General features: G+C 71.3%; 21 protein-coding genes and 2 pseudogenes. 10 read left to right on the top strand and 13 right to left on the bottom strand.

Translation table 11 applies throughout. From position 1 onward, the window contains the following. Positions 1–9: 9 nt before the first annotated feature. The 3 genes from ACZ4TV_RS24125 to ACZ4TV_RS24135 all read right to left on the bottom strand — a co-directional run bounded on the left by ACZ4TV_RS24125 (position 10) and on the right by ACZ4TV_RS24135 (position 2,779). Positions 10–690, bottom strand: a complete 681-nt coding sequence (locus tag ACZ4TV_RS24125) for an HAD family hydrolase (protein ID WP_468136880.1) — start codon at positions 688–690, stop codon at positions 10–12. Then, complete coding sequence (locus ACZ4TV_RS24130; RefSeq protein WP_468136881.1) at positions 687–1,460, bottom strand: AfsA-related hotdog domain-containing protein; 774 nt, start codon at positions 1,458–1,460, stop codon at positions 687–689. The genes ACZ4TV_RS24125 and ACZ4TV_RS24130 overlap by 4 nt, the downstream gene beginning before the upstream one ends. Before the next feature lie 167 nt (positions 1,461–1,627). Then, positions 1,628–2,779 (bottom strand): MFS transporter, encoded by a 1,152-nt coding sequence (locus ACZ4TV_RS24135; protein ID WP_468136882.1) that lies wholly within the window; start codon positions 2,777–2,779, stop codon positions 1,628–1,630. 260 nt (positions 2,780–3,039) lie between these two features. Between ACZ4TV_RS24135 and ACZ4TV_RS24140 the strand changes: the two genes are divergently transcribed. Further along, the gene (locus ACZ4TV_RS24140; RefSeq protein ID WP_468136883.1) at positions 3,040–3,579 is read left to right on the top strand and encodes a TetR/AcrR family transcriptional regulator; all 540 of its coding nucleotides are present in this window, start codon (positions 3,040–3,042) and stop codon (positions 3,577–3,579) included. Positions 3,580–3,649: 70 nt separating this feature from the next. Here the strand turns inward: ACZ4TV_RS24140 and ACZ4TV_RS24145 are convergent, their stop codons facing one another. Continuing rightward, positions 3,650–5,830, bottom strand: a complete 2,181-nt coding sequence (locus tag ACZ4TV_RS24145) for a S66 peptidase family protein (RefSeq protein ID WP_468136884.1) — start codon at positions 5,828–5,830, stop codon at positions 3,650–3,652. A gap of 472 nt (positions 5,831–6,302) precedes the next feature. On the opposite strand from ACZ4TV_RS24145, the gene alaS reads away from it, so the two are divergent. Then, positions 6,303–8,942 carry an alanine--tRNA ligase gene (gene alaS, locus ACZ4TV_RS24150; protein WP_468136885.1) on the top strand — a complete coding sequence of 880 codons (2,640 nt, stop codon included), beginning with the start codon at positions 6,303–6,305 and terminating at the stop codon, positions 8,940–8,942. Positions 8,943–9,203: 261 nt separating this feature from the next. On the opposite strand, the gene ACZ4TV_RS24155 is transcribed toward alaS, so the two are convergent. Together ACZ4TV_RS24155 and ACZ4TV_RS24160 are read right to left on the bottom strand one after the other, a co-directional pair. Continuing rightward, positions 9,204–10,415 carry a cytochrome P450 gene (locus ACZ4TV_RS24155; RefSeq protein WP_468136886.1) on the bottom strand — a complete coding sequence of 404 codons (1,212 nt, stop codon included), beginning with the start codon at positions 10,413–10,415 and terminating at the stop codon, positions 9,204–9,206. 31 nt (positions 10,416–10,446) lie between these two features. Further along, complete coding sequence (locus tag ACZ4TV_RS24160) at positions 10,447–11,289, bottom strand: class I SAM-dependent methyltransferase (protein WP_468136887.1); 843 nt, start codon at positions 11,287–11,289, stop codon at positions 10,447–10,449. Positions 11,290–11,748: 459 nt separating this feature from the next. Between ACZ4TV_RS24160 and ACZ4TV_RS24165 the strand changes: the two genes are divergently transcribed. Next, entirely contained in the window at positions 11,749–12,768 is a 1,020-nt protein-coding gene (locus tag ACZ4TV_RS24165) for an amino acid--tRNA ligase-related protein (protein WP_468136888.1), read from the top strand. Next, complete coding sequence (locus ACZ4TV_RS24170) at positions 12,765–14,336, top strand: condensation domain-containing protein (protein WP_468136889.1); 1,572 nt, start codon at positions 12,765–12,767, stop codon at positions 14,334–14,336. The genes ACZ4TV_RS24165 and ACZ4TV_RS24170 overlap by 4 nt, the downstream gene beginning before the upstream one ends. A gap of 83 nt (positions 14,337–14,419) precedes the next feature. Here the strand turns inward: ACZ4TV_RS24170 and ACZ4TV_RS24175 are convergent, their stop codons facing one another. After that, positions 14,420–15,700: an MFS transporter gene (locus ACZ4TV_RS24175; protein ID WP_468136890.1), complete on the bottom strand. Its 1,281-nt coding sequence runs from the start codon at positions 15,698–15,700 to the stop codon at positions 14,420–14,422. Further along, a complete protein-coding gene (locus ACZ4TV_RS24180) occupies positions 15,697–16,938 on the bottom strand; it encodes an ATP-grasp domain-containing protein (RefSeq protein WP_468136891.1) in 1,242 nt (413 codons plus the stop codon). The genes ACZ4TV_RS24175 and ACZ4TV_RS24180 overlap by 4 nt, the downstream gene beginning before the upstream one ends. Positions 16,939–17,343: 405 nt before the next feature. Between ACZ4TV_RS24180 and ACZ4TV_RS24185 the strand changes: the two genes are divergently transcribed. Next, entirely contained in the window at positions 17,344–18,345 is a 1,002-nt protein-coding gene (locus ACZ4TV_RS24185) for a LuxR C-terminal-related transcriptional regulator (protein ID WP_468136892.1), read from the top strand. A 147-nt stretch (positions 18,346–18,492) separates the two neighbouring features. Here ACZ4TV_RS24185 and ACZ4TV_RS24190 read toward each other — a convergent pair whose 3' ends face one another. Genes ACZ4TV_RS24190 through ACZ4TV_RS24200 form a run of 3 tightly spaced genes read right to left on the bottom strand, consistent with a single transcriptional unit; the run spans position 18,493 to position 20,998 of the window. Beyond that, positions 18,493–19,557: a branched-chain amino acid aminotransferase gene (locus tag ACZ4TV_RS24190; RefSeq protein WP_468136894.1), complete on the bottom strand. Its 1,065-nt coding sequence runs from the start codon at positions 19,555–19,557 to the stop codon at positions 18,493–18,495. Positions 19,558–19,561: 4 nt separating this feature from the next. Next, positions 19,562–20,803 carry an ATP-grasp domain-containing protein gene (locus tag ACZ4TV_RS24195; RefSeq protein WP_468136895.1) on the bottom strand — a complete coding sequence of 414 codons (1,242 nt, stop codon included), beginning with the start codon at positions 20,801–20,803 and terminating at the stop codon, positions 19,562–19,564. Between the two features lie 36 nt (positions 20,804–20,839). Continuing rightward, positions 20,840–20,998 (bottom strand): hypothetical protein, encoded by a 159-nt coding sequence (locus tag ACZ4TV_RS24200; RefSeq protein WP_468136897.1) that lies wholly within the window; start codon positions 20,996–20,998, stop codon positions 20,840–20,842. A 404-nt stretch (positions 20,999–21,402) separates the two neighbouring features. On the opposite strand from ACZ4TV_RS24200, the pseudogene ACZ4TV_RS24205 reads away from it, so the two are divergent. Then, a pseudogene (locus ACZ4TV_RS24205) lies at positions 21,403–21,627 on the top strand (ATP-binding cassette domain-containing protein); the annotation flags it as partial. Between the two features lie 52 nt (positions 21,628–21,679). On the opposite strand, the gene ACZ4TV_RS24210 reads toward ACZ4TV_RS24205, so the two are convergent. Next, positions 21,680–21,952: a hypothetical protein gene (locus ACZ4TV_RS24210; protein ID WP_468136898.1), complete on the bottom strand. Its 273-nt coding sequence runs from the start codon at positions 21,950–21,952 to the stop codon at positions 21,680–21,682. Positions 21,953–22,461: 509 nt separating this feature from the next. Between ACZ4TV_RS24210 and ACZ4TV_RS24215 the strand changes: the two genes are divergently transcribed. The 4 genes and pseudogenes from ACZ4TV_RS24215 to ACZ4TV_RS24230 all read left to right on the top strand — a co-directional run bounded on the left by ACZ4TV_RS24215 (position 22,462) and on the right by ACZ4TV_RS24230 (position 25,779). Beyond that, positions 22,462–22,800 carry a MerR family transcriptional regulator gene (locus tag ACZ4TV_RS24215; protein ID WP_468136899.1) on the top strand — a complete coding sequence of 113 codons (339 nt, stop codon included), beginning with the start codon at positions 22,462–22,464 and terminating at the stop codon, positions 22,798–22,800. A 300-nt stretch (positions 22,801–23,100) separates the two neighbouring features. Further along, positions 23,101–23,538 (top strand): C40 family peptidase, encoded by a 438-nt coding sequence (locus tag ACZ4TV_RS24220; protein ID WP_468136900.1) that lies wholly within the window; start codon positions 23,101–23,103, stop codon positions 23,536–23,538. Between the two features lie 380 nt (positions 23,539–23,918). After that, positions 23,919–24,215 (top strand): annotated as a pseudogene (locus ACZ4TV_RS24225) (potassium channel family protein); the annotation flags it as partial. A gap of 196 nt (positions 24,216–24,411) precedes the next feature. Further along, the gene (locus ACZ4TV_RS24230; protein WP_468136901.1) at positions 24,412–25,779 is read left to right on the top strand and encodes a chloride channel protein; all 1,368 of its coding nucleotides are present in this window, start codon (positions 24,412–24,414) and stop codon (positions 25,777–25,779) included. A 297-nt stretch (positions 25,780–26,076) separates the two neighbouring features. Here ACZ4TV_RS24230 and ACZ4TV_RS24235 read toward each other — a convergent pair whose 3' ends face one another. After that, positions 26,077–26,427 carry a hypothetical protein gene (locus tag ACZ4TV_RS24235; protein WP_468136902.1) on the bottom strand — a complete coding sequence of 117 codons (351 nt, stop codon included), beginning with the start codon at positions 26,425–26,427 and terminating at the stop codon, positions 26,077–26,079. Positions 26,428–26,516: the final 89 nt, after the last annotated feature.

The raw sequence follows: 26,516 nt of genomic DNA on the forward strand, positions 1-26,516 counted from the left end.
CTGAGGCGCCTACCTGAGGGCGCCGTCCAGGGCCAGGCATCGCCAGCCTCCTCGGGCCGCGTGCGCGGTCAGCACCTGGTCGGCGCCCACCACCACCGGCCGGCCCACGGCCCTGAGCATCGGCAGATCGGAAGCGTGATCGCCGTAGGCGTACGAGCCGGCCAGGTCCAGGCCGGCGTGCGCCGCGTGCTCGGCGATCACCATCGCCTTGGCCTCGCCGATGGTCGGCCGGACCACCTCACCGGTCAGCACGCCGTCCCGGATCACCTGCTCGGTGCCGTAGGCGTAGTCGGCGCCGAGCTCGGCGGCAATCGGATCCAGGCAGGCGAAGAACGACCCGGAGATCAGCACGGTCTGCCGTCCTGCCTCGGTGTGGGCCTCCAGCTCGGCCCGTATCCGGGGATGGAACACGCCGCCGCCGGCCTGCTCGTACGCGAACCAGCGCTTGCCGCACTCGGCCAGCCGGTCCGCGCGCTCCCCCGCGTACAGGCGGTAGTACGCCCGGTTGATCTCCTCGCGGGGCGTCCCGGCGGCGGCATCGGCGAAGAGCCTGCCGGTCAGCCGGTCGTAGGTGGAGTCCGGTTCGCCCTGCGTGCGGAGGAAGAACGACAGGAATCGGAACATCGACTTGAAGTCCGTCAGCGTCTCGTCCACATCGAAGAACGCGGCGGTTCTGCCGTTCGCGCTCATCGAGCGGGCCCCGCGGTGGCCAGAACGCGATCGGACGTCAGGGCCGCCGTGAGTGCGTCCTCGGCGCGACGGTGCTCCTTGGTCTCGATGCTGCCGGACTCGTACGCGGTGAAACTCACCTCGGTGAGTGCCGCCCGCAGCCCGGCCTGGTGCAGTTCGATGCGGGCGGTGAAGCGCAGCCGGTCCGCACGGTCCGTGTCGGCGCTGGTGACGGTGTAGTCGATGCGCGCGTCCAGCGGGAACAGGAAGTTCTCGAACCGCGTGTCCAGCGAGTTGATGACGTAATAGTAGTCGCGGCCGGCCGCGTAGAAGCGCTCGGTGACGGCAAGGAACATCTGCCGGGCCGCCTCGACCGCCACCAGGCCCTGTACGTGCTGGCCGGTCTGATGGTCGATGAGCAGTTCGTTGTCGTTGTGCAGCCGCAGATCGGCCTTGAACCGGGTGTCGTCGACGCGGTCGAGACCGGCGATCAGTACGTTCTCCGCGCGGTGCTTGTGTGCTTCGCTGCGGCCGGCCAGCGGCTGGACGGCCTCTTCGACGATGACCTTGTCCGTCAGTCCACGGGCTTCCAGTGCGGTGCGGACGTGCTGCCACTCGTAGGCGCCGACCCCCTGCCCCCCGAACAGGAACAGCGGTGCCGGGATGGAGTCGAACTCGCCTCGGCGCAGTGCTCCCAGGAAGCCGGACAGGGTCCGGACGGACTCGTGCCGTCCGAATCCCTCGAAGCGGTCGCCGACGAGGCACAGAGTACGGATGAGATCGGTGTTCACGCGCTTACCCCCATGTGTGTGCGTGAGAGATGGTTGTCAGGTGCCGTACGGGAGACTCGCTCCGTTGCAGGCGTTGACGGTCTCGGCGGTGCCGCGTGTGGTGGTGGCGGACATCGAGCCTCCTCAAGTAGTGGGTGATTTACGGAACTTAACTGCGCGTCAGGCGATCACGTGCGACGCGCCGGCCTGCCTGCGATCAGGGAGCCGAGTGCTCCCAGCGACAGCACGGTGGTCGCCGCGAGAGCGAGCGCGCCGTAGTCGGCGGGGAAGCCGGTGGCGAGTTGCGAGCCCAGGCTCGCACCGATGAACAGGGCAAAGGTGTAGAGGGCGACGGCCGCACCGCGGGCGGGGCCCGCCTGATCGCCGATGGTCTCGACCAGGCTGGGTGCGGCCACCGAGATCGCCGCGTTGAACACGAAGAGGGCTCCGGCCACCGCGACCGGGGCGGGCCAGGCCGCCTCGGACAGCAGCACGGCCAGGGCAGCGACGGCCAGCGCCCCTGCGACCCGCCGAGACGCACTGATGTGACGCAGACGCGGAGTCACGAACAGCATCAGGACGATCGCGGGGAGGGCGGAGAGCCGCAGCAGCAACAGCGCTGTGGGGCTGCCGGCGATCCCTGATGCGCCGGCGAGCTGGATGCCCGCGTACAAGGCGACCAAGGAGGTCAGGACCGTACCGGCTGACAGGTAGAGGAGGACCAGGCGCCAGGATCCGAGCAGCGCGAGCATGGCGCGCAGCGCGGCGGGCAGGGAGCCGGCGGTGGCGGCCGAGTCCGGGCGCAGTAGGGAGCGGAGCACCAGCGCGGCCAGCGCGAAGAGCCCGGCGGAGACGAAGAACGCGGCGCGCCAGCCGAAGCCGGCCAGGGCCTGACCACCGACCTGGCCGACGACTGCCGAGGCCATGAACCCGCTGATCAGCGACGCGAGAGCCAGGACACGCTTGCTCGGCTCGACGTGCTCGACGAGGTAGGCGAACGCCGACGGCGCGAAGGCGGATGCGGTCAGGCCCTGGACGACGCGCAGCCCCGTACCGGCGGCCAGGTCCGATCCAGCGGTGACGGCCAGCGTGGAGACGGCGGTGGCCGCCAGCCCCCAGGTGATGACCGTGCGGCGGCCGTACCGGTCGGAGAGCGGGCCGGCGAGGAGGAACCCGATCGCATACGCCAGCCCGAACGCCGTGACCAGCCAGGACAGGTCGCCGGGCGCGACGTTCCAGGACGCGGAGATCGGGTCGTACAGCGGGATGGCGATGTAGAGCTGCCCGGCGATGAGAGCGGCGACGACAGCCAGGACCGGCACAGTGGGCCAGATCGGCACATATGCGTCCCTCTCATTGGAGGTTCGGTTCATCTCTGTCGTCGTCACGAGACGAAAAGCTAGCACCCCAACTAGTTGGTTGCCATGCGTTTCTGTGTCAGGATCTGAGACGAACCCGCTGGTCAAACCGTGCGGCGGGTTCCGTTTCCCAGCCGGCTACGAGGCCGATCACCCCACATCTCGATGAGACACCGAGGGGGACCGAGGAGTGTTCCATGCCAACCAAGGGTTCCATTTCCGCCAGCACACGCGATCGGATTTTGGCCGCAAGTCGCGCAGAATTCGCCGAACACGGCATCGCCGGTGCCCGTGTTGACCGGATCGCCGCGCTTGCGGGTGCCAACAAGCAGCGGATCTACGCCTACTTCGGCTCCAAGGAGAAGCTGTTCGAGGCTGTCGTCATCGAAGCGTTCAGCGAGCTGTACGAAGCCGTACCCGCCTTCGCCTCCGATCCGGTCGAGTCGCTCGGCGACATCTTCGACTTCCACCAGAGCAACCCGGTTCTACTGCGGCTCCTGATGTGGGAGGCGCTGCACTACCAGGACCAGGAGGTGCCGGGCGAGCCCGAGCGCACGGCCCGCTACCAGCGCACGGTGGTGACCCTCGCGCAGCGGACCGGGCTGCCCGAAAAGGAGATGGCGGTCCGCCTCCTCGTCCTGATCGGGCTGGCCGTGTGGCCGCAGGCCGCGCCGCAGCTGGTCCGCATGATCGTGGGCGACCGCGAAGACCTGGTGGGTGACATTCGCGAAGCGGTGGTGGCGTGCGGCCGCGCGGGACTGTCCACCCATCGCGACCGGTAACGCACCTCGGGCCGGCAGCGGCCCCGGGCACCCTGCGGCACCCCGCGGCACACCGACACCCCGCGCCGGCTCAGCGGACCGCCGGTTCCAGCAGGGTGAGGGTCGTCTTGTCGAGCTCGACCGGCACGCCGGTGGGGAGGGTCAGGACCGGGTCGGTGTGGCCGAACTCGAACTCGGTGACGATGGGGAACGCCGTACCGTGGCAGACGTCGAGCACGATGCGCTCCAGCTGCTCCCGCTGGTCGTCGGACCACATCCGCGGCCGGCCCAGGACGAGCCCCTCGACGCCGTCGAGCAGGCCCGCGTGACGCAGCTGCCACAGGTCCCGGGCCGCCTGGCCGGGGCCGTAGCCGTTGTCGTCGGTGAACTCGAAGGCGAGGACGTGGCCCCGGTAGTCGGGCAGCCAGGGCGTGCCGAGCAGTTGCAGGGCGCTCGGGACGCATCCGGCGAGCAGGGGTCCCTGGGCCAGCCCCGGACGCAGCACCTTGCGCGGGGGCGCCGGGACGGCGCCCCGCGGACGGTTGTCGCCGGCCCAGTCGACGAACTCCTCGATCACCTCGGACGCGGTCGGGAACCGTCCCGTCCAGCCCCGCATGGTCAGCTCGGCGAAGGAGCCCACCGTGAGCTCGGGCGCGCCGCCGTTCTCGGCGAACTGCGACAGCAGCGCCGGGCCGTAGAAGGTGGTGGCGCCGGTTCGCGCGTACAGGGCGTGGTGCAGCACCGTCGCGTCCGAGTACCCGCAGAGCACCTTGGGGCGGGCCCCGAACGCCTCGTAGTCGATCAGGGGCAGCAGTTCGGAGGCGGACAGGCCGCCGATCATCCACAGGATGCCCTGGGTTCCGGGGTCCTGTACGGCGCGGTTGAACTCCTCCGCGCGAGCCGTGCGGGATTCCGGGCAGAGCCCGGGCTTCACGGACGAGGTCACCACGGTCAGGTCGGTCCGGGCAGCGAGCTCGGCCGCGCCGCGCGCCGTCCGCTCCGGGAAGACCTCCCCGCCGCGCCAGGACGGGGAGACGACGGTGACCGTATCGCCCGCCTTCAGCCGCGGCGGACGCAGCCGGGTCTGCCGCAGCCGGCGGGCCTGCCACTCGGAGACACCGTAGGTGGAGCGCAGTTCCGCGTCCGTGGTGTGCGGGTGCCGGTCCAGCAGGAAGAGGGCGGCGCGCAGGTTGTCGGCCATCGCGCTCTCCCTGCGCTGCCGTTCGGCGCGCAGCACGTCCAACAGCTGCCGGGTGGCGCCGAACCGGGTCAGCAGGTGTTCCCCGCCTTCCACGCCGAGCGTGCCGTCGAGCAGGTCCAGTAGCCGCAGGACGAACTTCCGCACCACCGATCCGGGGCCCTTGCCGGAGAGCCGGGCACCGTCCTCCACGAGCATGGTGACGGCGCGGAAGAGGTTCACCGCGTCGGCGGCGGCCGTATCCGGGAGGCCCGCCCCGGTGGCCATGGCGACCCGGTCGGCGATCTCCGGCAGGGAGAAGGCGTTCGGACCGTACGGGATCGCGGCGGTGACCTCGGTGCCGAAGCCGACCTCGGCGTACTGGCGTTCGCCGTTGTGGACGACGATCAGATTCGACAACGGCTGCCAGCGGGGGCACCGGCAGTCGGGCCGGCATTCGGGTTCGCAGCCCACGTCCGGGCGCCGGTAGTAGTAGGTGATGCCACGCCCGGTGAGCGGGCTGTCGCTGCCGTACGTCCATCGTGTGCCGACGGTGGAGTCCGGCAGGACGTGCAGGGTGCCTCCGTGGCGGGCCGCCGCCTTGCCCACGGACTCCTGGAGGTCGGTGTCCCGGGAGTCGATGAGGATGTGCAGCCGGTCCACCGGAGGGTGGCCGAGCGCGGCGAGGGTCGCCAGGTGGGTGTCCTCGGCGATCCGGTCGAGGTCGTCGGGGCTCTCCACGTCGGCGAGCAGGCCGACCATGCCGAAGGCGAACAGCCAGGGGTGCTCGCCGTGCGCCCGGAAGCACGGCTGGTAGTGGCAGATGGATCCGATGCGGCCGCCACGGGCCAGGGCCTGCTTGTGCGGGGTGATGGTCGCGTTGACGAAGGTGACCGACGCGTCCGCGTCGGTGAGCCGGGCCGCAGGCGTCAGTTCGTACCCGCGCTCCGTCAGGGTGTCCAGGAACGCGGTCACCACGCCCCGGGTCGCCGAACTCCCGCCCACGGACGACGCGGTGGCGAACATCCGCTGCCGGATGACCGGTTGCCAGGGCGGCGGTGCTGCCGGCTGCGGATGAGGGGCGACGTCAATCATCTTCGTCTTCCTTGATCGGTGGTCCACCCTGAAGAGAGCGCTTACCGCCGGGGCCCCGTCCGCCCCGGGGACTCGGGGCGCGGGCCGGGATCGGTGATCCGATCCCCCGGCCGTTCCAGCATTCGCCAGCGGGCGGGCGGCGGACAGCACTGCGCTGTGGCACCTACTCCCCTGGCAGCTTGGTGCCCGGCGCGCAGCCGCCCACGATATGGGGATGAACCGGAAATAAAAGGGCATTCCATTATCGTGCTTGTGCCATCATGAGCGGCGCGGGCACGGCAGTCCGGCGCTCGGTGTCCGGGGACTCGACATCGGCGGGAACTGCCCGACGCGCCATGCGCGGAACTCGTCGAATTCACCTGGGCCCTGGGATCTGTTCGGGCCTGTACGGCACCGGTTTCCGCAGCCCCGTCCACGGACCGTGCCTGCCCCCACACCCGTACGCATCATTCCCAGGAATCAGGCACTCCATATGATCCGAACCTTCACCAGCGATGAGATACGGGACACGTTCCTGGAATTCTTCGTCGAGAAGAACCACACCAGGATCGACTCCGCGTCGGTCATTCCGGTGAACGACCCCTCCCTGCTCTTCATCAACGCCGGTATGGCGCCGCTCAAGCGCTATTTCCTCGGCGAGGTGCTGCCGCCCGCGCCGGACCTCTGCAATGTCCAGCCGTGCGTGCGAACCAACGACATCACCGATGTCGGCGACCGCCACCACCTGACGTTCTTCGAAATGCTCGGCAGCTGGTCGATCGACAACTACTTCAAGGAACGCGCCGTCGAGCTGGCCTTCGAGCTGCTCACCCAGCGCTTCGGATTCCCCGCGGACAAGCTGTACGTCACCGTCTACCAGGGCGACCCGGCCCTCGGCCTGCCGCCGGACGACGTGTCGGCCGCCGCCTGGGAGCGGGTCGGCATCGCCCGCGACCACATCGTGTACCTCGGCGAGGACAACTTCTGGTCCACCGGCGACACCGGCCCCTGCGGCCCGTGCACCGAGGTGTTCTACGACACCGGCGCCGCGCACGGTGAGGAGTACCGGCCGGGCGGGGAGTTCGACACGAAGAGCCGGTACATCGAGATCTGGAACGCCGGCGTCTTCATGGAGTTCGAGAAGCAGCCGGACGGCCGCTTCGAGCGCCTGCGCTTCCCCAGCGTGGACACCGGGTCGGGGCTGGAGCGCATGGCCATGGTGCTCCAGGGACACGACTCGGCGTACGAGACCGATCTGTTCGCCCCGATCGTCCGGGCGGTCCGCGAGGGCCTGGGCGGGGCGGCGGCCGCCGAGCGCGACGTCCGGATCATCTCCGACCACATCCGGTCCTCGACCTTCATGCTGAGCGAGGGCGTCGTGCCCTCCAACGACGGCCGCGGCTACATCCCGCGGCGCCTGCTGCGCAAGGCGATCGCCGTGGCCACCCGCAGCGGCTTCCACGACATCGACGTGCCCGAGCTGGCGGACGTCGCGATCGACCGGCTGAAGGGCGCCTACCCCCAGCTGGGCCGCAACCGGGACCGCACACTGGAACTGCTCGGCCGGGAGCAGCGGGACTTCGGCCGGGTCGTCCGACGCGGCCTGGACCAGCTGTCCGGGCTGGCCACCGGCCCCGGGTTCCGGATCTCCGGCGAGGAGGCCTTCAACCTGTACGCCACCCAGGGCATGCCGGTGGACCTCATCCGCGACTTCGCCGCGGAACAGGGCGGTTCGGTGGACGAGGCGCGCTTCACGGAGCTGTTCTCGGCCCACCGCGAGCTGTCCCGGGGCGCGGGCGGCACGGGCAAGGCCGGCGCCGGTGACCCGAAGGGCGCCGTACGGACCCTCGCGCCCGCGTTCACCGCGGCCATCGGCTCGGTCACCACGGAGTTCCTCGGCTACGAGCGGCTGGAGTCCGAGGCCCGGGTCGTCGCCCTGGCCGGCCCGGACGGGCCCGCCGACAGCCTCGTCGAGGGCGAGGAGGGCCTGCTGGTCCTGGATCGCACGCCCTTCTATCCGGAGGGCGGCGGCCAGGTCGGCGACACCGGCACGATCACCGGGCCGGAGCTGTCCGCCGAGGTGACGGACACCCGCCGGATCGACGGGCACCACGTGCACGTCGTCCAGGTCTCGAAGGGCGTGCTGCGCGCCGGCGACACCCTGGACCTGTCCGTGGACGCGACCCGTCGCCGGGCGGCGATGCGCAACCATTCGGCGACCCACCTGCTGCACGCGGTGCTGCGCGAGGTGCTCGGCGACCAGGTGCGGCAGGCGGGCTCGCTCGTCGCGCCCGACAGGCTGCGGTTCGACTTCGAGCACCCCCGGGCCCTCACCGAGGAGGAGGCCGACCAGGTCGAGCGCCTGGTCAACGCCCGGGTGCTGGAGAACGCCGGCCGGAGCGTGCGGGTGAAGCCGTACCAGGACGCGGTGCGCGACGGAGCGATCGCCTTCTTCGGCGACAAGTACGGCGACGACGTCCGGGTGGTCTCGTTCGGGGACGTCAGCAGCGAGCTGTGCGGCGGTACGCACGTGTCCGGCACGGCCGAGATCGGGCTCTTCCGGATCATCGGCGAGGGCAGCGTGGGCGCCGGCGTCCGCCGGATCGAGGCGGTCACCGGTGAGGCCGCACTCGCCTACACCCTGGACCGCGACCGGACCCTCAAGCAGCTCGCCGGCCGGCTGCGGGTACCGGCGGAGCAACTGCCCGCCCGGATAGAGGCACTCGCGGCCAAGGAGCAGAAGCCGGCCCGGCAGACCCGGATCAGCGCACAGTCGCTGGCCGCGGAGGTCCGCGAACCGGTGTCCGGCCGAGGCCGACGGTACGTCCTGCTCGTCGATCCGCCCCTGGACCCCAAGCAGATGGCGGACGAGGCCGGCCGGCTCGGCGAGGAGCTGAACGCCGTCGTGCTGTTCCTGCTCCCGGACGGCGCCGGGACCCTCCGTATCGGTGTGGGGGTGCCGGCCGCGCTGGGCGGGCAGGGCACGGCCAGGGAACTGCTGGAGCAGGTGCTGGCGGTGACCGGCGGCCGCGGCGGTGGCAGCGCCCGGTTCGCCCAGGGCGGCAGCATCACCGTCCCCCTCGCCGAGGCCGCGGCGGCCGTCCGCACGGTGCTGGAGGACGCTCCCGCATGACGGACCGCCCGTAGGCGGGCGGCGGGCGTCGCACAGCGCGCGCAGGGCCTCCCACCCGTGGGTACGGGTGGGAGGCCCTGGCCGTCGTCCCGGGCGCGGCGCCGGTACGCGGGCGGGTCGGCAGGCCCGTACGCAGGCCCGTACGCAGGCCCGTACGCAGGCCGGCACGCGAAAGCGAGGGCTCCGGGTGGACAGCCGACGATGGCGGCGGTCCACCCGGAACCCTCGCTACGCAGGGTGCCGGGGCGCGGATGTCAGGGGTCAGAGGCCCACGGCGACCCGTTCCCACACCGTCCGGCAGAACGCGGCCGACCGGTCGGCCGAGATCCGGCCGACGGGCCGCCCCGCGGTCCACTCGGCGAATGCCGCGATGGCCTCGGTGAGGGTCACCCGGGCGATGCCGGCACCCAGGCAGAAGTGATGGCCGGCCCCGAAGGACAGGTGCGGACGGTCCCGTTCCCCCTCCACCGGGATCCGGAACCGGTCCGGGTCCGCGAACACGGCGGGGTCCCGGTTGGCCGCGGCCACCACGAGGGCCACCCGTTCACCGGGCCGGATGGTCGCCCCGGCCACGTCGATCGCCTCGGTGGCACTGCGCGGTACGAAGTGGAACGGGGCGTCGTACCGGAGCGCCTCCTCGGCCACCTGACCGGCGTCGACGGACCCCCGGTGCAGCCCGTCGAGTACGTCCCCGGCCCCGTCCAGGAGGCTGACCAGCGCGGAACCGAGGCTGGCCGCGACCGGCTCGATGCCTCCGGTGAGCAGTTGGGCGTACAGGGCGGCGCCCTGGCGCGGCTCCAGGTCGAGGAAGGCCTGGATCTGCGGGGGGCCCTGTCCGGCCCGGGCCATGGGCAGGATCACCGTCCGCAGGTAGTCCTGGAGTTCTCGGATCGCCGCGCGGGAGCGGGGCGCCCGGTCCGGTTCGCACTGCGGTACGCCGATGAACTCGATGATGTCGCAGGACCAGGAGAGGACCGACTCGCGGTGCTCGTCGTCGATACCGAGCAGCCGGCAGGTCACCGACACGGCGAGCGGATGGACGAAACGCCCGAGCAGATCGGTGGTCCGGGGATCGCAGTCGGCCAGCAGCTCTCGCGCCTCGCGCGCGATCCGGTCGCGCAGGGGGCGGACGCCGGCGGGGCGGTATCCGGGGCCCGCCGCGGACCGCACCCGCGTGTGCGCGGGGGGATCGGTGAACATGGGCCACGAGTCGAAGAAGTCCACCACGTCCTGGATGCCGGCGCGGGCGGGGACGTCGAGGTCCCCGAAGAAGCCCGCCCCGATCCGGGCCGACAGCCTTGCGTCCCGGAGCAGGGCGTTGACCTCGCGGTAGCTGGTGACGTACCAGCATTGCGTCTCGGCGTCCCACCACACCGGCGCCTGCTCGCGCAGGCGCCGGTAGTGGGGGTGGGGGGCGCGGGCGAACTCCTCCGACAGCAGCGACAGCGGCTCGGCCGCCAGTGTTGCGTGCATGATCAGTTCAGCTCAGCTCGGTGCCGGGTCGTCAGGCCGGGCGGCGGCTGACGACGAAGAGGTTGTTGCCGCGCGGGGCGATGCCCGGGGTGCTGCGCAGCCGGTTCTCCATCTCGAAGATCCGGTCGGCGTTGTCGTCGGCCAGGATGTCCACCAGCTTCTCGGTGGAGCCGTGCAGCTGGGTCTCCTGGTAGCCCGGGTAGATCAGGTTCGGGAAGCCGGAGACCACCTCCAGCTCCAGGCCGGCGGCCGCGTGCATCTTCTCGATGCGCTCCAGGTCGAACAGGTGCATGTCCGGCATCTGAGTGGTGAAGCGGCCGCGGCGGCCGAGGGCCTTCTCGGCCTCGTCCAGGTTGCCCACGCTGATGTTGAAGAAGGCGGTGTGCCAGACGCTCGGCAGGAACGACACGAGCAGGCCGCCCGGGTTGAGCAGACCCGCGACGTCGGCGATGACCTTCTCGGGGTCGGCGACGAAGCCGAGGACGTTGTGGAAGTTGAAGGCGAGGTCGAAGCTCTGGCCGGCCAGGGTCTCGGAGACGTCGGCCAGGTCACCGCGGACGAACGAGACGCGGTCGGCGAAGCCGCGGCGCTGGGCCTTCTCCTCGGCGACGCCCAGCATCTCGGCGGTCAGGTCGAAGGACGTACCGCGGCTGGCCGGCGCCTGCTCGGCGAAGAAGGTGGTCCAGCGGCCGGTGCCGCAGCCGGCGTCCAGGAAGCGGAAGCCCTCGGGCAGCCGCGAGAGCACCTCGTCCTTCAGGGCAGCGGCCAGCAGCCGGTCGGACAGCATCCAGTACGGCTGGAGGTCGACGTCGTCGTAGGCCTCGGCCTTCACGGAAAAGTAGTCCTGGACCTCGGCGAGCAGGGTCTCGGTCATGAAAGGGATCTCCTCTGAAGGTGATGCGTTGCTCCGGCACGGCCCACCGCGCGACACGAAAAGTGAAATGCCCGACGCGGCACGGCAAAAGGCACGGGCACGGTCTGACGGCGCGGAACACGAAGGGCACGCGGAAACCCGGCGAATCTTTCCGCCGAAGGGCCCTGCCGAAGGATGATGACGTGAATGTATCCCCGGACATGTGCGGCAATCAACGACTGAATCCGCTCCGGGCAGGCACCAAGCTGCCACGAACATAGCTGCCACCCACACCACTTGGCCCGCCGGGACCGTGCCGACATATTGATGAGCGGGGGAATCGTCCTGTCTCCATCACCGGGACCGTTCGCGACACCCGTGCGCGACTCTTCCTCCCGATTCAGTACGTATGCCAAGACGGCGCCGGAGAACCCACGAGATCCTCCGGGCGGCCGGTCTGCCACCGAACAGGAAGAAAACATGAGCCTCAAGAACGACTTCTCCCACGGCGGATGGCGTCCCTCGGCGGACCGGTTCCTCGAAATCGTGGATCAGCCGCTGTACCGGACCCTGGTCGACCTCCAGGACCTCGTGACCACCCGGACGACCGCCTTCTGGAGCGAGCGCGGCGTCAAGTCCGTGCACCTGCCGATCACCACGAACAGCATCTCCAGCCCGATGGGCCTGGGCAGCGACTCCCTCCCGGTGGAGATCGACCTGTTCGGCGAGCGCACCTTCCTGGCCGACTCGATGCAGTTCATGCTGGAGTACGGCTGCCGGCTCAGCCGCAACGGCGCCTGGTACCTGATGCCCAGCTTCCGGGGCGAGGACGCGGACGAGTCGCACCTCAACCAGTTCTTCCACAGCGAGGCGGAGCTGCCGGGCGGCCTGGAGAACTGCATGGACGTCGTCGACGCGTACGTGCGCGCGCTCGCCGCCGGTGTGATGGAGAACCTCTCGGAGGAGATCCGCGAACTGGCGGGCTCCACCTCGCACATCGAGCAGATGCTCGCCCTGGACACCTTCCCGCGCCTGACGTTCGACGAGGCCGTGGCGCACCTGGGCAACGACCCGTACGCGGTGGAGCAGCACGACGGCTGGCGGACCCTGACCCGGCACGGCGAGCGCCGGCTGATGCAGGAGATCAGCCCGGTGCTGTGGGTCACCCACTTCGACCACCTGTCGGTGCCCTTCTACCAGGCGTACGGCGACGCGGAGCAGCGGACCGCGCTCAACGGCGACCTGCTCTTCGGCATCGGCGAGACGGTCGGCTGCGGTGAGCGCCACGTGGACGGCGCCCAGACCCGCGCCGCGCTGGCGCACCACAACGTGCCCGAGGAGTCCTACGACTGGTACGTGCGCATGAAGGAGGGCGCGCCGATGCACACCTCCGGCTTCGGCCTCGGCGTCGAGCGCTGGTTCATGTGGGTGCTCAACCACAAGGACATCCGCGAGCTCCAGCTCGCCCCCCGCCTCAACGGCGTGGCGCTCACGCCGTGACCCGACCGCCTTCCTGGAGCGGGGCCGATCTCACCGCCAGGATCGCGGAATTGGCCTTCGAGGTGCTGGAGGTACCGATCGGGTGCGGCACCGACCTGGCGGAGGCCGGGCTCGAACCGAGCGCCGCGATCCGGCTGGCGGCCTGCGTGTACGAGGAGTTCGGCGTCCGCCTGTCCGTCGCGGACATCTACGCGGGGCGGACGCCCGGCCGCATCGCGGCCGGGCTGCGCCGGCGGGGGGCGGCCGGCGCGGCCCCCGCCCCCGGCCTCGCCACCGGCCCCGGCCCCGGCCCGTACCGTCCGCACGGGGGAACGCAGGCCGGGCGGCCCGCCGATGTCGTGTCCCTCGCCTATACGGGCACCGGGGACCTCGGGATCGACCCGGGCCGCCTGACCACAGCGCTGAGGACGGTGGCCGCCCGCCAGGCCGCCCTGCGCACCCCGCCCGGCGAGGCGGGGCACGACGCCCACCGATCCACGGTCCTGCCGGACTGGGACCGGCTGGGCGTCGACGTCGTACCCGTGCCGGACGCCGGCTGGGAGGCCCTGCAGCAGGCGCGCGACCTCGCCGCGGCGGGAGCCCTGGAGGGGCTCGACACCGTCCGTGGCCCCTTGGTGCGCTGCGCCCTCTACACCTGGAACGGCGGACGCCTGCTGGCCGTCCATCTGCACCGCAGTGCACTCGACCCCTGGTCGCTGGACGCCTTCGAACGCGAGCTGGAGAGCGCCTACGCGGCCGCCCGTCCATCGGAACCCGAGTGCTCCGGACGGGCGGCCCCTGCCGTCCACCGGTCGGCGGGCGGCACCGAGCCCCGGTCCGCGGTGGCCGACTGGCACCAGCGGCTGGCGGCGCTGCCCCCGATCGCCTGGCCGGCCGGGGCACCGGACGACGCTGAGAACGGCGCCGAGAACGGCGCCGAGAACGGCGGCGTGGACGGCGGCGACGTGGTCGAGTGGGCCGTTCCGGTCGACGACGTGCTGCTGGGGCGGCTTCGTGCGGCGACCCGCGCCCTGGGCGTGTCCCTGACCTCGCTGGTGCTCACCGCGTACGCCCGTGGTCTGGCGGAGTTCGCCGGGCAGCCGGAGTTCCGGGTCGGCCTGGTGGTCTCGGGCCGGGTGGAGCCGTGGCAGGAGCCGACGCTCGGCCGCCGGGTGCTCACGCTCCTCGTCCAAGTGCGGGCCGTACCGGGCGAGTCACTGGTCTCCCTGGTACGGCGCTGCGACCGGGAGCTGCTGTTCTCGGCCGACCACTGGTGGTACGAGGGCACGCCCGCACCCCTGCTCCAGGCGACCCTGTGCGTGCAACCGGGCGAGCCGGCCAGGAGCCTGCGTCTCGGTACGTCGCTCCTGGCGCCGGCGCACCTCATCGGCTCCGCCCCCTCGGCCGACCTCACCGCGGAGCTCTTGCGGGCCGACCGGCCCGGCGGCGCACGGCAGTTGCTGTTCACCGCGGACCCGTCCCGGATCGGGCCGCGGGGCCTGCGCCGGCTCGCGGGTGCGGTGCGCGGCGCGCTCGTGGAGCTGGCCGTGGAGGCCGAGGCCCGGGCCGTGGCCGGGACCGAGGTCTGACCCGGGGGCAGGACGACGGACGGACGGGGATCCCGCAGTGCAGCGGGATCCCCGTCCGTCCGTCGTTGGTCCTGCCCCCCACGTCAGACCGCTTCGGGCTGCAGCTTCGACTCCGCCGGCTGCCCGGGCTCCGAGGGCTCCGCGGACCGCGCCGTGCCGGACAGCCGGAGCACCCAGGCCAGCAGTGCCGTGGCCGCGGTGGTCCCCGCCGCGACGAGCACCCAGGTCCGGGCCATGCCGTGGTCGGCGAACAGACCCGCGGCGAACGGCCCTGCGGTGAATCCGAGCGAGGTGAAGATCCCGAGGAGGGCGTTCGCCCGCCCCCGGTCGGCACTGGTCGCGGCCGCATTGACCAGGGTCGGCATCGCCATGGAGTAGAAGGCCGCGCCCACGGAGGCCACCGCCACGCCCGCGCAGATCGAAGCGAGCATCACGACCCGGGACCCGGCCTGGAGCGCACCGAGCAGCACGACCCAGAACACCAGCCAGGTCAGCGCGGCGATCGCCAGCGACACCCGGTGCGGGGTGCGCTTGACCACCGGCATCAGGGCGATCTGCGCGATCACGGCGAAGGCGGTGTCCGCCAGGCACATCAGCGCGATGTCCGAGGGCCGCACGTCCGAGACCGCGACCAGCACGGCGGGAATGCCCGACTCCAGCTGTGAGTAGCCGATGGCGAACATCAGGAACGCGATGAGCAGCGCCGCGAGCAGCGGCCCGTTGGCCAGCACCCGCAGGTAGGAGGACTGCTGCGCGCGCTCCTCCGGCCGGTCCGCCGGGGCCGGCAGGCGCCTGCCCGCGACGACGGTGATCAGCCCGGCCAGGACGAAGGTGGTGGCGTCGGCCAGATAGACGGCCTGGAACGTCCACAGGTGCTCGACGCTGACGACGATCCCGGCCAGGATCCCGCCGATGCCGAGCGCGGCGTTGGCGACCCCGAACTGGAAGCCGAACACGACCGGGTGCCGGTCGGCTTCCACCGCCTCGGCGAACAGCCCCTGCCAGACGCTGGTGCCTCCCACGCCGAGCCCGAAGACCGCTGCGGCCGCCAGGGCGTGCCAGGGCGCCGTGACCCACGCGTACAGTCCGGTGCCGGTCGCGGCGAGCAGCAGCGCGGTGAACACCGCGCGCACGCTGCCGAACCGGTCGGCGGCCCAGCCGGCCACCAGCCCTCCGACGAAGGCGGTCACGGAGGTGACGGCGATCGTGCTGGTGGCGACGGAGACCCCGAAGCCGCGTCCCTGGACGAGGTAGATGACGAGCAGCGGGAGGACCAGGCCGGAACCGAAGGACGTCACGCCTCTGGCGAGCAGCAGCAGCTTCGCCGGGGCGGGCAGTTCCCGGAAGTCGTGGACGATGGTCATGCGGCGGCCTCGTCGGCGGGCTGCGTCTCGAAGACGAGGACGGATTCGAGGACGAGGGCCCGCTCGGTGAACTGCTCTTCGCTGTCGGCACCGATGACCAGGGTCACGCCGGGCGCCAGGCTGTTCGTCCAGACGACGTCGCCGACACGGGCCGTCCGGTCGACGTCCAGGACGTAGGGGAACGCACTGATCTCGGCGTCCGCGGGCTCGCGGGTGATACGGCCCGGCGTACGGGGCGTCAGCATGACCCAGCCGATGTAGGGGTGGGGCGGCTCGGACAGCGGCTGCGGCCGCCGCTCCGGGCTGACCAGGGACTCGGCCCACACCTCGCGCAGGTCGGCCCCCCGGGGCCGGAAGGCCTGGGTGGTGCCGCCGCCGCCCGGACGGGTGGCGATCTCCGAGAACCAGAGGCTGCCGTCCGGGGAGCGGAACAGCTCGGTGTGCGTGATGCCGTCGGTGATCTCCAGCGCCTCGTTGACCCGGCCGTGCAGTTCCTCGACGGCCGCGTACAGCTCGGGTTCCCGGTCGGCGGGGAGCTGGATCGCGCCGTTGAGGTGGCCGGGGTCGTCGAGTTCGATCCGGGGGCGCAGGTACCGGCTGACGGCGAACTCCCAGGCCTGGCCGTCCACCCAGACCGCGTCGACGTGGAACTCCTCGCCGTCGATCATCTCCTCGGCCATGAAGCGCCCGTCCGCGGCGTTCACCGCGAGCCAGGCCTCCAGTTCGCCGGCCGTCCCGACCCGGACGGTGCTGACCACCCCGGCACCGGCGACGGGCTTGACCACGGCCGGGAAACCGATCTCCCGCTCGACATGGCGGGCGGCCGCCCCCGGGTCGCCTGACGGGACTGTGGTGAAGCGTGCCGTGGGCACGCCGAGCCGCCGGACCGCCGTCTTCATCGCGCGCTTGTCGCGGACCTGGACGCTCTGGACGATGGTGGGCCGGTCCAGGCCGAGCAGAGCGGCCAGGTACGCCGCGGCGAACTGGCCGCGCTCACAGACGCTCAGTACCCGGTCGAAGGCCAGTCCCTCCTCCTGGAGGCCCGTGACGAGCTGGGCCAGTTCGTCCATGGCGTCGAAGCTGTCGATCCGGATCAACCGCTCCAGCCGGCCGGTGATCCCGGGGTCGAGACGGCGGTGCTCGGCCTCCCACGCGTCGATGAGCAGGACGACGTCCACGCCGCGGGACAACAGGGCCTCGATGGCGCCCGGTTCCCAACGACAGACCAGATACCGCATGAAACACCTCGTGCAATCTTCCGTGGGCGGGAGCCGCCGATGCCGCCCAGGAGAGGATACGCATTCCGCGGATTTCTCTTCCGATGCCCCACCCCTACAGATATGAATTCCGTGGAGAAATTGTCCTGGCGGGATTATCGGTAACTCAATCGATCCATCGGGCAGCTTGGGGACTGGCACGTTGATGTCACCTCACACGCATCCCTACCCTTCCGATCAGGGATGATCACACTCCGTGAGGATCTTGGACAGCGCGGGCACCTGCGGGCTACAGTCCTCGGCGGTGCGACGCCCCGAATCGACCTCCCGGGGCTGAAGAAAGAGATGCGAATGATCTTGGAGCGCCTCGGGGGCGATGCGTCGGATTCAGCGGATGTGGCAGATTCGACGGATTCGGCAGATTCGGTGGATTCTGCGGAACCGGTACTCGACTGCCTCGGCCTGACCCGGCTCGCGGAGTCGACGTACCAGCTGCTGCTCCGGCGTCCCGAGTGGGACACGCCCGAACTGGCCGCGGAACTCGGCAGCACCGAGGAGGCCGTCCAGGCGAGCCGCGCCGAGCTGGCGGAGCTGGGCCTGCTCTGGCCGTCCTATGAGAACCCCGGCCGCATGGTCGCGATACAGCCGAACCTGGGCCTCGGCGCGCTCATCGCGCAGCGGGAGGCCGCGCTCCTCAAGGAGCAGCACGAGCTGCAGCAGGCCCGCACGGCGATGATGAACCTGATGCGGGAGCAGGAGGCCGCCCAGGGCGCCCGCGAGACCGGCGAGATCGAGTACCTGCGCAGCCTCGACTCGACCAGGAACCGCATCGCCGAGCTCTCCAAGGACGTGCAGTCGGAGATCCTCGCGCTGATCCCCAAGGCCGGGCTGTCACCCGAGAGCCTGGAGGCCAGCCAGAAGCTGGACAGCGAGGTGCTGGCCCGCGGGGTGTCGCTGCGCACCCTCTACCTGGACAGCGTCCGCAACCATCCCGCCACCCAGCAGTACGCGGTCTGGCTCACCGGCCTCGGCGGTGAGATCCGCACGGTGCCCACCCTGCCGATGCGCATCATCGTGATCGACCGCAAGACGGCCGTCCTGCCCATCGACCCCAAGGACAGCCGCGCCGGAGCGGTGCTGATGCGCGAGGCGAGCGTGATCGCCGCCCTGATCGCCCTCTTCGAGCGGCTGTGGGAATCGGCACTCCCGCTCGGCACCTCGGGGCAGCGCGACGACCAGGGCCTCACCGCGCAGGAGCGCGAGCTGCTGCGCATCCTGGCCTCCGGGCTGACCGACGAGGCGGCGGGCAAGCGGCTGGGCCTCTCCCTGCGCAGCGTCCGCCGGATCATGGCGGACCTCATGACCCGGCTGGAGGCGCGAAGCCGCTTCGAGGCCGGAGTGCGCGCCGTGGAGTGCGGCTGGCTGTGAGCGAAGGCCGACGGCGCCGGACCCCGTGATCGGGGGACCAGCACCGCACGGGCCCGCGGCCTCGCGGACCCGCGGACCCGCGGACCCGCGGCCTCGCGGCCTCGCGGACCCGCGGCCTCGCCGCCTCGCCGCCTCGCGCCCTCGCGTTCAGCCGGCCGGTGCCGCAACGGCCGCCGGGTGTACCGGAACCGGCAGCATCCAGCCATGGGGGTCCGGCTGGAGGCCGTACTGGATGGCGGCCAGCTCGTCCCGCAGCATCGTGGTGATCTTCCCCGGGCGCCCGTCGCCGATCGGGACACGCCCGTCCGCCGTGGTCACCGCGCCGATGGGCACCACCGACGCGGCCGTGCCGCAGGCGAACGCCTCCGTGACCCTGCCGTCGCCGCCCGTCAACTCGGCCAGAGCGACGGGCCGCTCCGCGATCCGCACACCCAGGTCCGGCGCGATGCGCAGCAGGCTGTCCCGGGTGTTGCCGGCCAGGATCGTCCCCGAGAGCTCCGGGGTGACCAGGAGCGGAGCGCCGTCGTCGTCCTGGGTCACGCAGAAGAAGTTCATCGCGCCCAGCTCCTCCACCCAGCGGCGCTCCTCCGCGTCCAGCCACAGCACCTCGTGGCAGCCCTGGGCCACGGCCTCGGCCTTGGCGGCCAGGCTGCCCGCGTAGTTGCCGGCGCACTTGGCCGCGCCCGTGCCGCCGCGGGCGGCACGGATCTGGTCGCTCGCGCACCACACCTCAATGGCCTGGTAGCCGTCGGCGAAGAAGTGGTCGACGGGAGAGGCGATGACCGCGAACAGGTACTCCAGCGCCGGCCTGACGCCCAGCGAGGGCTCCACCGCGATCATGAACGGGCGCAGGTACAGGCTCTGCCCGGGCCCGCGCGGCACCTGGTCGGCGTCCGCCCGGACCACCGTCTCGCACGCCTCGACGAACAGCTCCTCGGGCAGTTCGGGCATGGCCAGACGAGCGGCGCTGCTGTTGAAGCGCTCCGCGTTGACCCCGGGCCGGAACAGGGCGAGCGAGCCGTCCGGCTGCGGATAGGCCTTGAGCCCCTCGAAGATCGCCTGGCCGTAGTGCAGGGCCATCGCGGCGGGGGACAGGGCCAGCGGACCGTGCTCGGTCAGCTCCACCCGGGACCATCCCGCCCCGTGGGTCCACCGCGCGACCGCCATGTGCTCCGTGAAGTGCCGGCCGAAGCCGAGCGGTGCCGTGCTCACCGGCTCACTGCCCCATCACGTAGGCCGGCAGCAGCGCCGCCTCCAGCTCCGCGGCCCGCTCGCGGAACTGGGCCTCGCTGTCCGCGCCGAGGACCAGCAGCGTGCACCAGACCGAGGGGTGCAGCTCGCCGATCTCGGAGCCGACCGGGCGGCTGCGGACCGTCTTGAGCACATACGGGAAGCGGGAGATGAGCTCGTCGGACGGGTCCTCCAGGATCCGTCCGGTCCCGGCCGGCGCGAGGTTGATCCACCCGACGTAGGGGTACGGCGGCGTCTGCGCGGGCAGTTCCTCGCCGGGCCCGCCCAGGGCCGCGGCGATCCACAGCTCCCGCAGGTCGGCGCCCTGCGGCCCGAAGCTCTCCGGGATGGCGCCGCCGGCGAAGCGGGTGGCCATCTCGGAGAACCACAGCTCGCCGTCCGCTCGCCGGAAGATCTCCAGGTGGGTGATCTCGTCGGTGATGCCGAAGGCGGTGTTGACGCGCTCGTGCAGCTGCTCGATCTCCTCGTACAGCGCGGCCTCGCGGTCGCGGGGAAGGAGGATCGAGCCGTTGTCGTGGCCCGGCGTCGTGACCGTCATCCGCGGACGCAGGTACCGGCTGACGCCGAAGACCCGCGCCTTCCCGTCCGCCCAGACCGCGTCCACGTGGTACTCGTCGCCGTCCAGGACCTGTTCGGCCATCAGGAACTTGACCGTGGCCTCACGGCCCGCCTCCCGCAGGGCTGCGGTGAGCTGCGCCGCGTCCTCGGCCTTGAAGGTGTCGACCGAGCCGAGGCCCGCGGCCGGCTTCACGATGACCGGGAACCCGAGCTCCTGCTCGACCTGCCGCACCGATCCCTCGATGTCCCGGGTGGAGAGGGAGACGTAGCGGGCGCAGCGGATGCCGGCCTGCTGGACGCGGTCCTTCATCGCCCGCTTGTCCCGCATGAGCACGGAGGTCTCGACGGCGGGCAGCGCCAGGCCCAGCAGCTGTGCCAGGTAGGCGGCACCGAACTGGCTGAACTCGGACAGGCTGAGCAGCCGGTCGATCTTCACACCGCTGGAGCGGATGTCCACGGCCAGCTGCGCCAGCTCGTCGAGGGCGTCGAAGCTGCGGATCACGTAGTGGCGGTCGACCCGGTCCAGCAACTTCTGGTCGATCCCCCGGTTGGCGGCCTCCCACTCGTCGAACACCAGGGTCACCGAGGCGCCCCGGTCGAGGACGGCCTCCAGCGTGACCCGGTCCCATCGGCACACCAAGACATTCATTTGCTTCTCCCTACGTCCTTCGCGCGATGCGCCGGATCAGTCCCAGTTGAGGCTGCTCAGAGGAACGATGACCGCATCGGCCGTGGTCTCGGCCGACGCGGAGTTCACCGTGTCACCGGCTCCGAATTCGACCGCCCCGAACGCGACGGCGATGAGCGCGACAAAGACGGCAACGGCATTCCTGACACACTTCATGTGGAGCTTCCCCCATGGTTCACTAACCGGTATTCGGCCGGATCATTTTGTGTTCCGGCCCGATTTCCCCTTGCGGTGATCCTGCATGAGGAGTCGGGGCGGGCCCAAGGGATGTGGCTGGCAGCATGGGGTCTGGCACCTTGGTGTCACTCCGCCGCGGGGCCCCGCCGGGGGCTCTGCGGACGCCGGGACCCGCATCGTTGCCCGGCTCCGGCGGCGGCGCCGGGACCCGTGCACGCCCAAGTGCCGGGTGATGCGCAAGCTTATGGCGGCGTTGGACAGTCCGCGGCGGCCATCACGCGGATGGCGGTGAGGAACCCGTCCAGGTCCATGTCCTTGACGAGGAAGCCGCTCGCTCCGGCCCGCAGGGAGGCGTGGCCGCCCGCCCCCGGCGCGCGGCACCGGTGATCGAAGTCAACGGACTGACCAAGCGCTACGGCGACGTCCTCGCCGTCAACGACCTCAGTTTCACGGTGCGGCCCGGGACCGTGACCGGATTCCTCGGCCCGAACGGCGCCGGGAAGAGCACCACCCTGCGCATGATCCTCGGTCTGAACCGGCCGACCGCCGCAACCGCCACCATCGACGGCCGCCCGTTCCACCGGCGGCAGGCCGGCCTGCACCACGTGTGAACGTGATCCGCCTCCGGGCCCGGACCGGGGGCCGCCCGGACCGGGGCCGCTACTGATCCAGGCGTGCCTTGATCAGGTACTCGGCCTCCTCCGAGAGCCTCTGGAGCCGCTCGCCTTCGTCCACGTGCCGCATTTCCCCGCGCAGGGCCAGCTCGGTACGCAGGACCGTCGCCCTGGGCACCGGCACCCGCTGGCCCGGCCTCTCGGTGAACGGCTGCAGTTCGGCGGCCAGGGCGTGGGCATCGTCGGAGCTGCCGCGCCGCAGCGAGAGGAACACCCGGGCGAGCCAGTCCGCCGAAATCTGCACCGCGAAGTCAGTCATGCCGGGCCAACGATCCACCGCCCCGCGCGTGACGGTGACACCCCGCGCCCGGCCGGAGGACCCGTGCCGTTGCCGTCCAGGGCGGATTGCCTCAGCGCGGGACACGAAAAAATCTGCGCTCGCCGAAGTAGACATTGGGTCCTGGCATCGTTATGGTTTCTCACGTAGCCAAAGTCAAAAGGCCCGGCAGAGACGAACTGCCGGGCAGCTGTACCAGCAGTGCAGTAGGCAAGTGATTGATCCAGCCGATCCAGAGAAGAACGGAGGAGGCAGACGCCATCAGGATCGCCCGGGCGGCAGCATTCGGCCCGGGTACCGCAAGACCCCGGAACGGAAGGTGGTCCCCGGTCACGCATACGCGATCCCCGCACTCCCGCCCTTCTCCAGGGCGAGGCCGCGGAAACAGAAGGTCGGCGCACTAGGGCCGACAGATGGTGTTGAATTTCCTTCGGGGCCTTGGTGCCGTACGGCACCAAGGCCCCTCGACGCGTTCCCAAGAAGAGGTGCAAATGACAGCGGATGACTCGCTCGTCGGCCGACTGGACGACGATGACTACCCCGCCTACACGATGGGCCGGGCCGCCGAACTGCTCGGCACGACCCCCGGCTTCCTCCGCGCCATCGGCGAGGCCCGCTTGATCACCCCGCTCCGCTCCGAGGGCGGGCACCGCCGGTACTCCCGTTACCAGCTGCAGATCGCGGCCCGCGCCCGGCAACTCGTCGACCAGGGCACCCCGATCGAGGCCGCATGCCGCATCGTCATCCTCGAGGACCAGCTGGAAGAGGCCCAGCGCATCAACGCCGAATTCCGCCGCGCCGCGACCAGCCCGCCCGACAGCGCCCGCTGATTCCCAGGATTCCGATGAGGCCCAGGTCGACGACCTGGGCCTTCGCCATGAACATACGGCTATGCGCTTCAGCTCATTATTCTATTTCCATCCCTGCGAAAGGTGGAATGCATAGAAACCGGCCGAATGAACCGTAAGCAGCCACAGGTTTCTGCGTAATATGCCGGGCGACAGAGAGACCGTCCCATTGTGATCGCGACCATCAATCAAGCCACCATCCACACACAGGAGTTGGCCACCTAGATGACGCTGAATATCTCTGGCGCGCCGCTACGGCACACAACGCCGCTCTGGACCCCGATGCCCCTCGCCACGACCATCGCCCTCCTGCTCTTCCTGGCCACGGGCACAGTGGCCGGGACCGCCGCCGAAGCCGAGGCGGCCGTGCCGTACGGCGTCAAGGCGGTGGCCGTGGCCGCCTCCAAGAAGGGCGCCCCCTATGCCTACGGCGCGACGGGCCCGAAGCGCTTCGACTGCTCCGGCCTCACGCTCTACGCATTCCGGAAAGCCGGCAGACGACTACCCCGCACCGCCGGACAGCAGTACAGGCACACCCGCCCCATTCCGCGCAGTCATCGCGCGCCGGGCGATCTCGTCTTCTTCCCGAGCGGGGCGACCATGGGCCACGTGGGCATCTACGCCGGCCACGACAGGATCTGGCACGCGCCGCGCCCGGGCACCCGAGTGCGACTGGAACGCATCTGGACCGGAAGCGTGCGCTACGGGCGCGCCACCTGATCCCGCCCATCCCGCTGATCCTGCCGACGCGAGGGCGGTCGAGCCGTGGAACGCACCGTAGCTAGTGCTGTGGCCGGAAAGGTTTGCCGGGTCGCGGTGTCCGGTGCGGTGCATCGCAAGGCGGAGGATCGCGGCTCGTACTGGACGTACTTGCGCGGTCCGACAACGCCGCGAGGTGCCGTGCCGGGCGACGTGACCCGGTGAACCTTTCCGGTCACAGCACTAGGCGGCGCCGGCTCGCCCTGCTGGGCCACGTACTGCGCTCGGTGGCCTCGGTCGTGCTGCTCACGGCGCTGTTCTACCTGGCGCCCCTGGACCGCGGGTTCGGCGTCCTCACCGTCGTGACGCTCGGGCTCGGCCTGGGACTCTTCGGCCTGCTGGTGGCCTGGCAGGTCACCGCCATCACCCGAGCGCAGTACCCGCGGCTGCGCGCCCTCGAAGCACTGGCCACCGCCGTACCGCTGTTCCTGACGCTGTTCGCCGCGACGTACTTCCTGCTCGCCGAGGAGGTTCCGGAATCGTTCTCGGAGCCGCTGAGCCGGACGGACGCCCTGTACTTCACGGTCACCGTGTTCGCCACCGTGGGGTTCGGCGACATCACACCCGCCACCCAGACCGGCCGTGCGCTGACCACCGTACAGATGGTCGTCGACGTGATCGTGGTGGGCGTGATCGCCAAGGTCCTCCTCGGCGCGGTCAGGATCGGGATGCGCAAGCGCAGGCCGGCCTCCCGCGCCCCGGCGGGGGCCGTCGGACGAGGCGTCGGACGAGCCCTGAGCGGCCGGTCACGCCGCTGCGCGCCGTGGGTGCGTCCCCCGGCGGCGAAGTACGCCGCCGAGGCGGATCATCGTGGGAGCGGAAAGGAAGTGAGCCATGCGGCCGTCGCACCCTCGATCCGAACCGCCCGTCAGCGCAACGCAGCCGCAGGAAGCGAACGTCCTGCGACAGGCGCTCCGCAGCCCCGGATACCTCAAGCTGCTCGGCTTCTGCGCCCTCATCGGCATCCCGGTGTCCCTCGTGGCCTTCTGGTTCCTCGTCGCGCTGCACGAGGCGGAACACGCGCTGTGGGCGGACCTCCCCGCCGCGATGGGCTGGGCCACGCCACCCTGGTGGTGGCCGCTTCCGCTGCTGCTCGTCGCCGGAATCGGAGTCGGCCTCGCCGCCACGCACCTGCGCGGCGGCGGCGGTCACGTCCCGGCAGCCGGCCTGCGGACGGGCGACGCCTCCTCGGCCGCACTGCCCGGGGTCATGCTGGCGGCGGCGGCCGGTCTGCCGTTCGGCGCGGTGCTGGGACCGGAGGCGCCGCTGATCGCCCTGGGCAGCGGGCTGGCCCTGCTGTTCCGGGACCTCGCGCAAGCGCCTGCGACCCCCCAGAGCACCGCGCTCGTGGGCGCGGCGGGAGCCGCGGCGGCGATCTGCGCGATCTTCGGCAATCCGGTGATCGGCGCGGTGCTGCTGATCGAGGTGGCGGGCGTGGGCGGACCGCAGCTGTTCGCGGTCATGCTGCCGGCCCTGCTGTCCAGCGGGGTCGGGGCCCTGGTGTTCACGGGCCTCGGACGCTGGACCGGGCTGCCGACCGGCGACCTGACGCTGCACCTGTCCGTCCCCGTCCCCCGCCTGGACGGCGCCGATGTGGGCTGGTCCGTGGTCATCGCCGTGGCCCTCGCCGCCGCCCTGCACCCCATGCTGACCGGAGCCCGGCTCATCGCCTCGTACGTCGCCGCACGACCCCTCGTACGGACCGTCCTGTGCGCCGTGGGCGCCGGGGCCTGCGCCTGCCTCTACGCGCTGCTCACCGGCCGCTCGCCCGGCGAGGCCGCCGGGTCCGGCCAGGCTTCCCTCGCCGCGCTGGCCTCCGATCCGCACGCCTGGGGAATCGGTGCGCTGATCGCCGTCCTGCTCTTCAAGGGCGCCGCCTACACGCTCTGCCTCGGCAGCCTGCGGGGCGGCCCGGTCTTCCCCGCGCTCTTCCTCGGCGCCGTGGCGGGCGTCCTCCTCGCGCCCCTGCCCGGCCTCGGCATCGTGCCCGCGATGGCGGCGGGCATGGCGGCGACCGCGACCAGTGCGATGCGGCTGCCGGTGAGCAGCGTGGTGCTGGTGGCCCTGCTGCTCGGCAGCACCGCGATGATGCCGGTGATCATCCTGGCGGCCGTGGTCGCCTTCGTGGTCACCGAGCTGCTGCCGGTGGGCCCTGCCGCGCCCGAGCTGCCCGCGGACTCCGCGGTGCCGGCGGCCCACTAGTGCTGTGGCCGGAAAGGTTTGCCGGGTCGCGGCGTCCGGTGCGGTGCATCGCAAGGCGGAGGACCGCGGCTCGTACTGGACGTACTTGCGCGGTCCGACAACGCCGCGAGGTGCCGTGCCGGGGGCCGTGACCCGGTGAACCTTTCCGGTCACAGCACTAGGGGGTGTCCGGCGGCGCCGTGGCGGACACGACCGGGGTGGGCCCGCCGAGCGGCAGGCCCACCCCGGTCCCGGTGTCAGGAGCCGTCTCGGGCGGCGCTGGTGACGCACGGGGCGCCGCGCCGGCGCAGGCGCGCGCTACGGCTGCAGATGGCTGAAGCCCACCTCGAAGCGTTCGACCGAGACGATCCGCTGGCCCTCCCGCTGCGCGGTCTCCTCGCGGATCCGGGCGGCCTGTTCCTCGCTGTCCCGCATGGTCCGCTCGTCCTCCCACAAGGTCAGCGACTTGGCCTCCCCCGTCGTCCGGTTGACGAGGTAGTAAACGCCTCGGAAGCCGGGAACGTCCTGGACCTGCCGGACGATCGCCTCCGAATTCGCGGACACGTCTCCCTCCGGCGGGACCGGTGAACCCTGGTAGGTGCTCAGCCTCGCGAACATCTGCGGCAGTCCTTCCTGGCACGGCTGCCCGTCGGGAACGTGCAGCTCCATGACCAGCGTGCTCCGGCAGGCCGCGCCCCGCATGCCGGGGCGGCGCGACAATGGTGGGGAGGGACACGTCTGCCGTTGCCGTACGGAGC

This window comes from Streptomyces sp. NPDC028910, assembly GCF_055564955.1.

What these genes read in the sequence shown, in the direction of transcription:
- ACZ4TV_RS24125 (WP_468136880.1), bottom strand. Translation starts at nt 690, where the DNA reads ATGAGCGCGAACGGCAGAACCGCCGCGTTCTTCGATGTGGACGAGACG.
- ACZ4TV_RS24145 (WP_468136884.1), bottom strand. Translation starts at nt 5,830, where the DNA reads ATGATTGACGTCGCCCCTCATCCGCAGCCGGCAGCACCGCCGCCCTGG.
- alaS (WP_468136885.1), top strand. Translation starts at nt 6,303, where the DNA reads ATGATCCGAACCTTCACCAGCGATGAGATACGGGACACGTTCCTGGAA.
- ACZ4TV_RS24155 (WP_468136886.1), bottom strand. Translation starts at nt 10,415, where the DNA reads ATGCACGCAACACTGGCGGCCGAGCCGCTGTCGCTGCTGTCGGAGGAG.
- ACZ4TV_RS24160 (WP_468136887.1), bottom strand. Translation starts at nt 11,289, where the DNA reads ATGACCGAGACCCTGCTCGCCGAGGTCCAGGACTACTTTTCCGTGAAG.
- ACZ4TV_RS24165 (WP_468136888.1), top strand. Translation starts at nt 11,749, where the DNA reads ATGAGCCTCAAGAACGACTTCTCCCACGGCGGATGGCGTCCCTCGGCG.
- ACZ4TV_RS24175 (WP_468136890.1), bottom strand. Translation starts at nt 15,700, where the DNA reads ATGACCATCGTCCACGACTTCCGGGAACTGCCCGCCCCGGCGAAGCTG.
- ACZ4TV_RS24180 (WP_468136891.1), bottom strand. Translation starts at nt 16,938, where the DNA reads ATGCGGTATCTGGTCTGTCGTTGGGAACCGGGCGCCATCGAGGCCCTG.
- ACZ4TV_RS24195 (WP_468136895.1), bottom strand. Translation starts at nt 20,803, where the DNA reads ATGAATGTCTTGGTGTGCCGATGGGACCGGGTCACGCTGGAGGCCGTC.
- ACZ4TV_RS24200 (WP_468136897.1), bottom strand. Translation starts at nt 20,998, where the DNA reads ATGAAGTGTGTCAGGAATGCCGTTGCCGTCTTTGTCGCGCTCATCGCC.
- ACZ4TV_RS24210 (WP_468136898.1), bottom strand. Translation starts at nt 21,952, where the DNA reads ATGACTGACTTCGCGGTGCAGATTTCGGCGGACTGGCTCGCCCGGGTG.
- ACZ4TV_RS24215 (WP_468136899.1), top strand. Translation starts at nt 22,462, where the DNA reads ATGACAGCGGATGACTCGCTCGTCGGCCGACTGGACGACGATGACTAC.
- ACZ4TV_RS24220 (WP_468136900.1), top strand. Translation starts at nt 23,101, where the DNA reads ATGCCCCTCGCCACGACCATCGCCCTCCTGCTCTTCCTGGCCACGGGC.
- ACZ4TV_RS24230 (WP_468136901.1), top strand. Translation starts at nt 24,412, where the DNA reads ATGCGGCCGTCGCACCCTCGATCCGAACCGCCCGTCAGCGCAACGCAG.
- ACZ4TV_RS24235 (WP_468136902.1), bottom strand. Translation starts at nt 26,427, where the DNA reads ATGGAGCTGCACGTTCCCGACGGGCAGCCGTGCCAGGAAGGACTGCCG.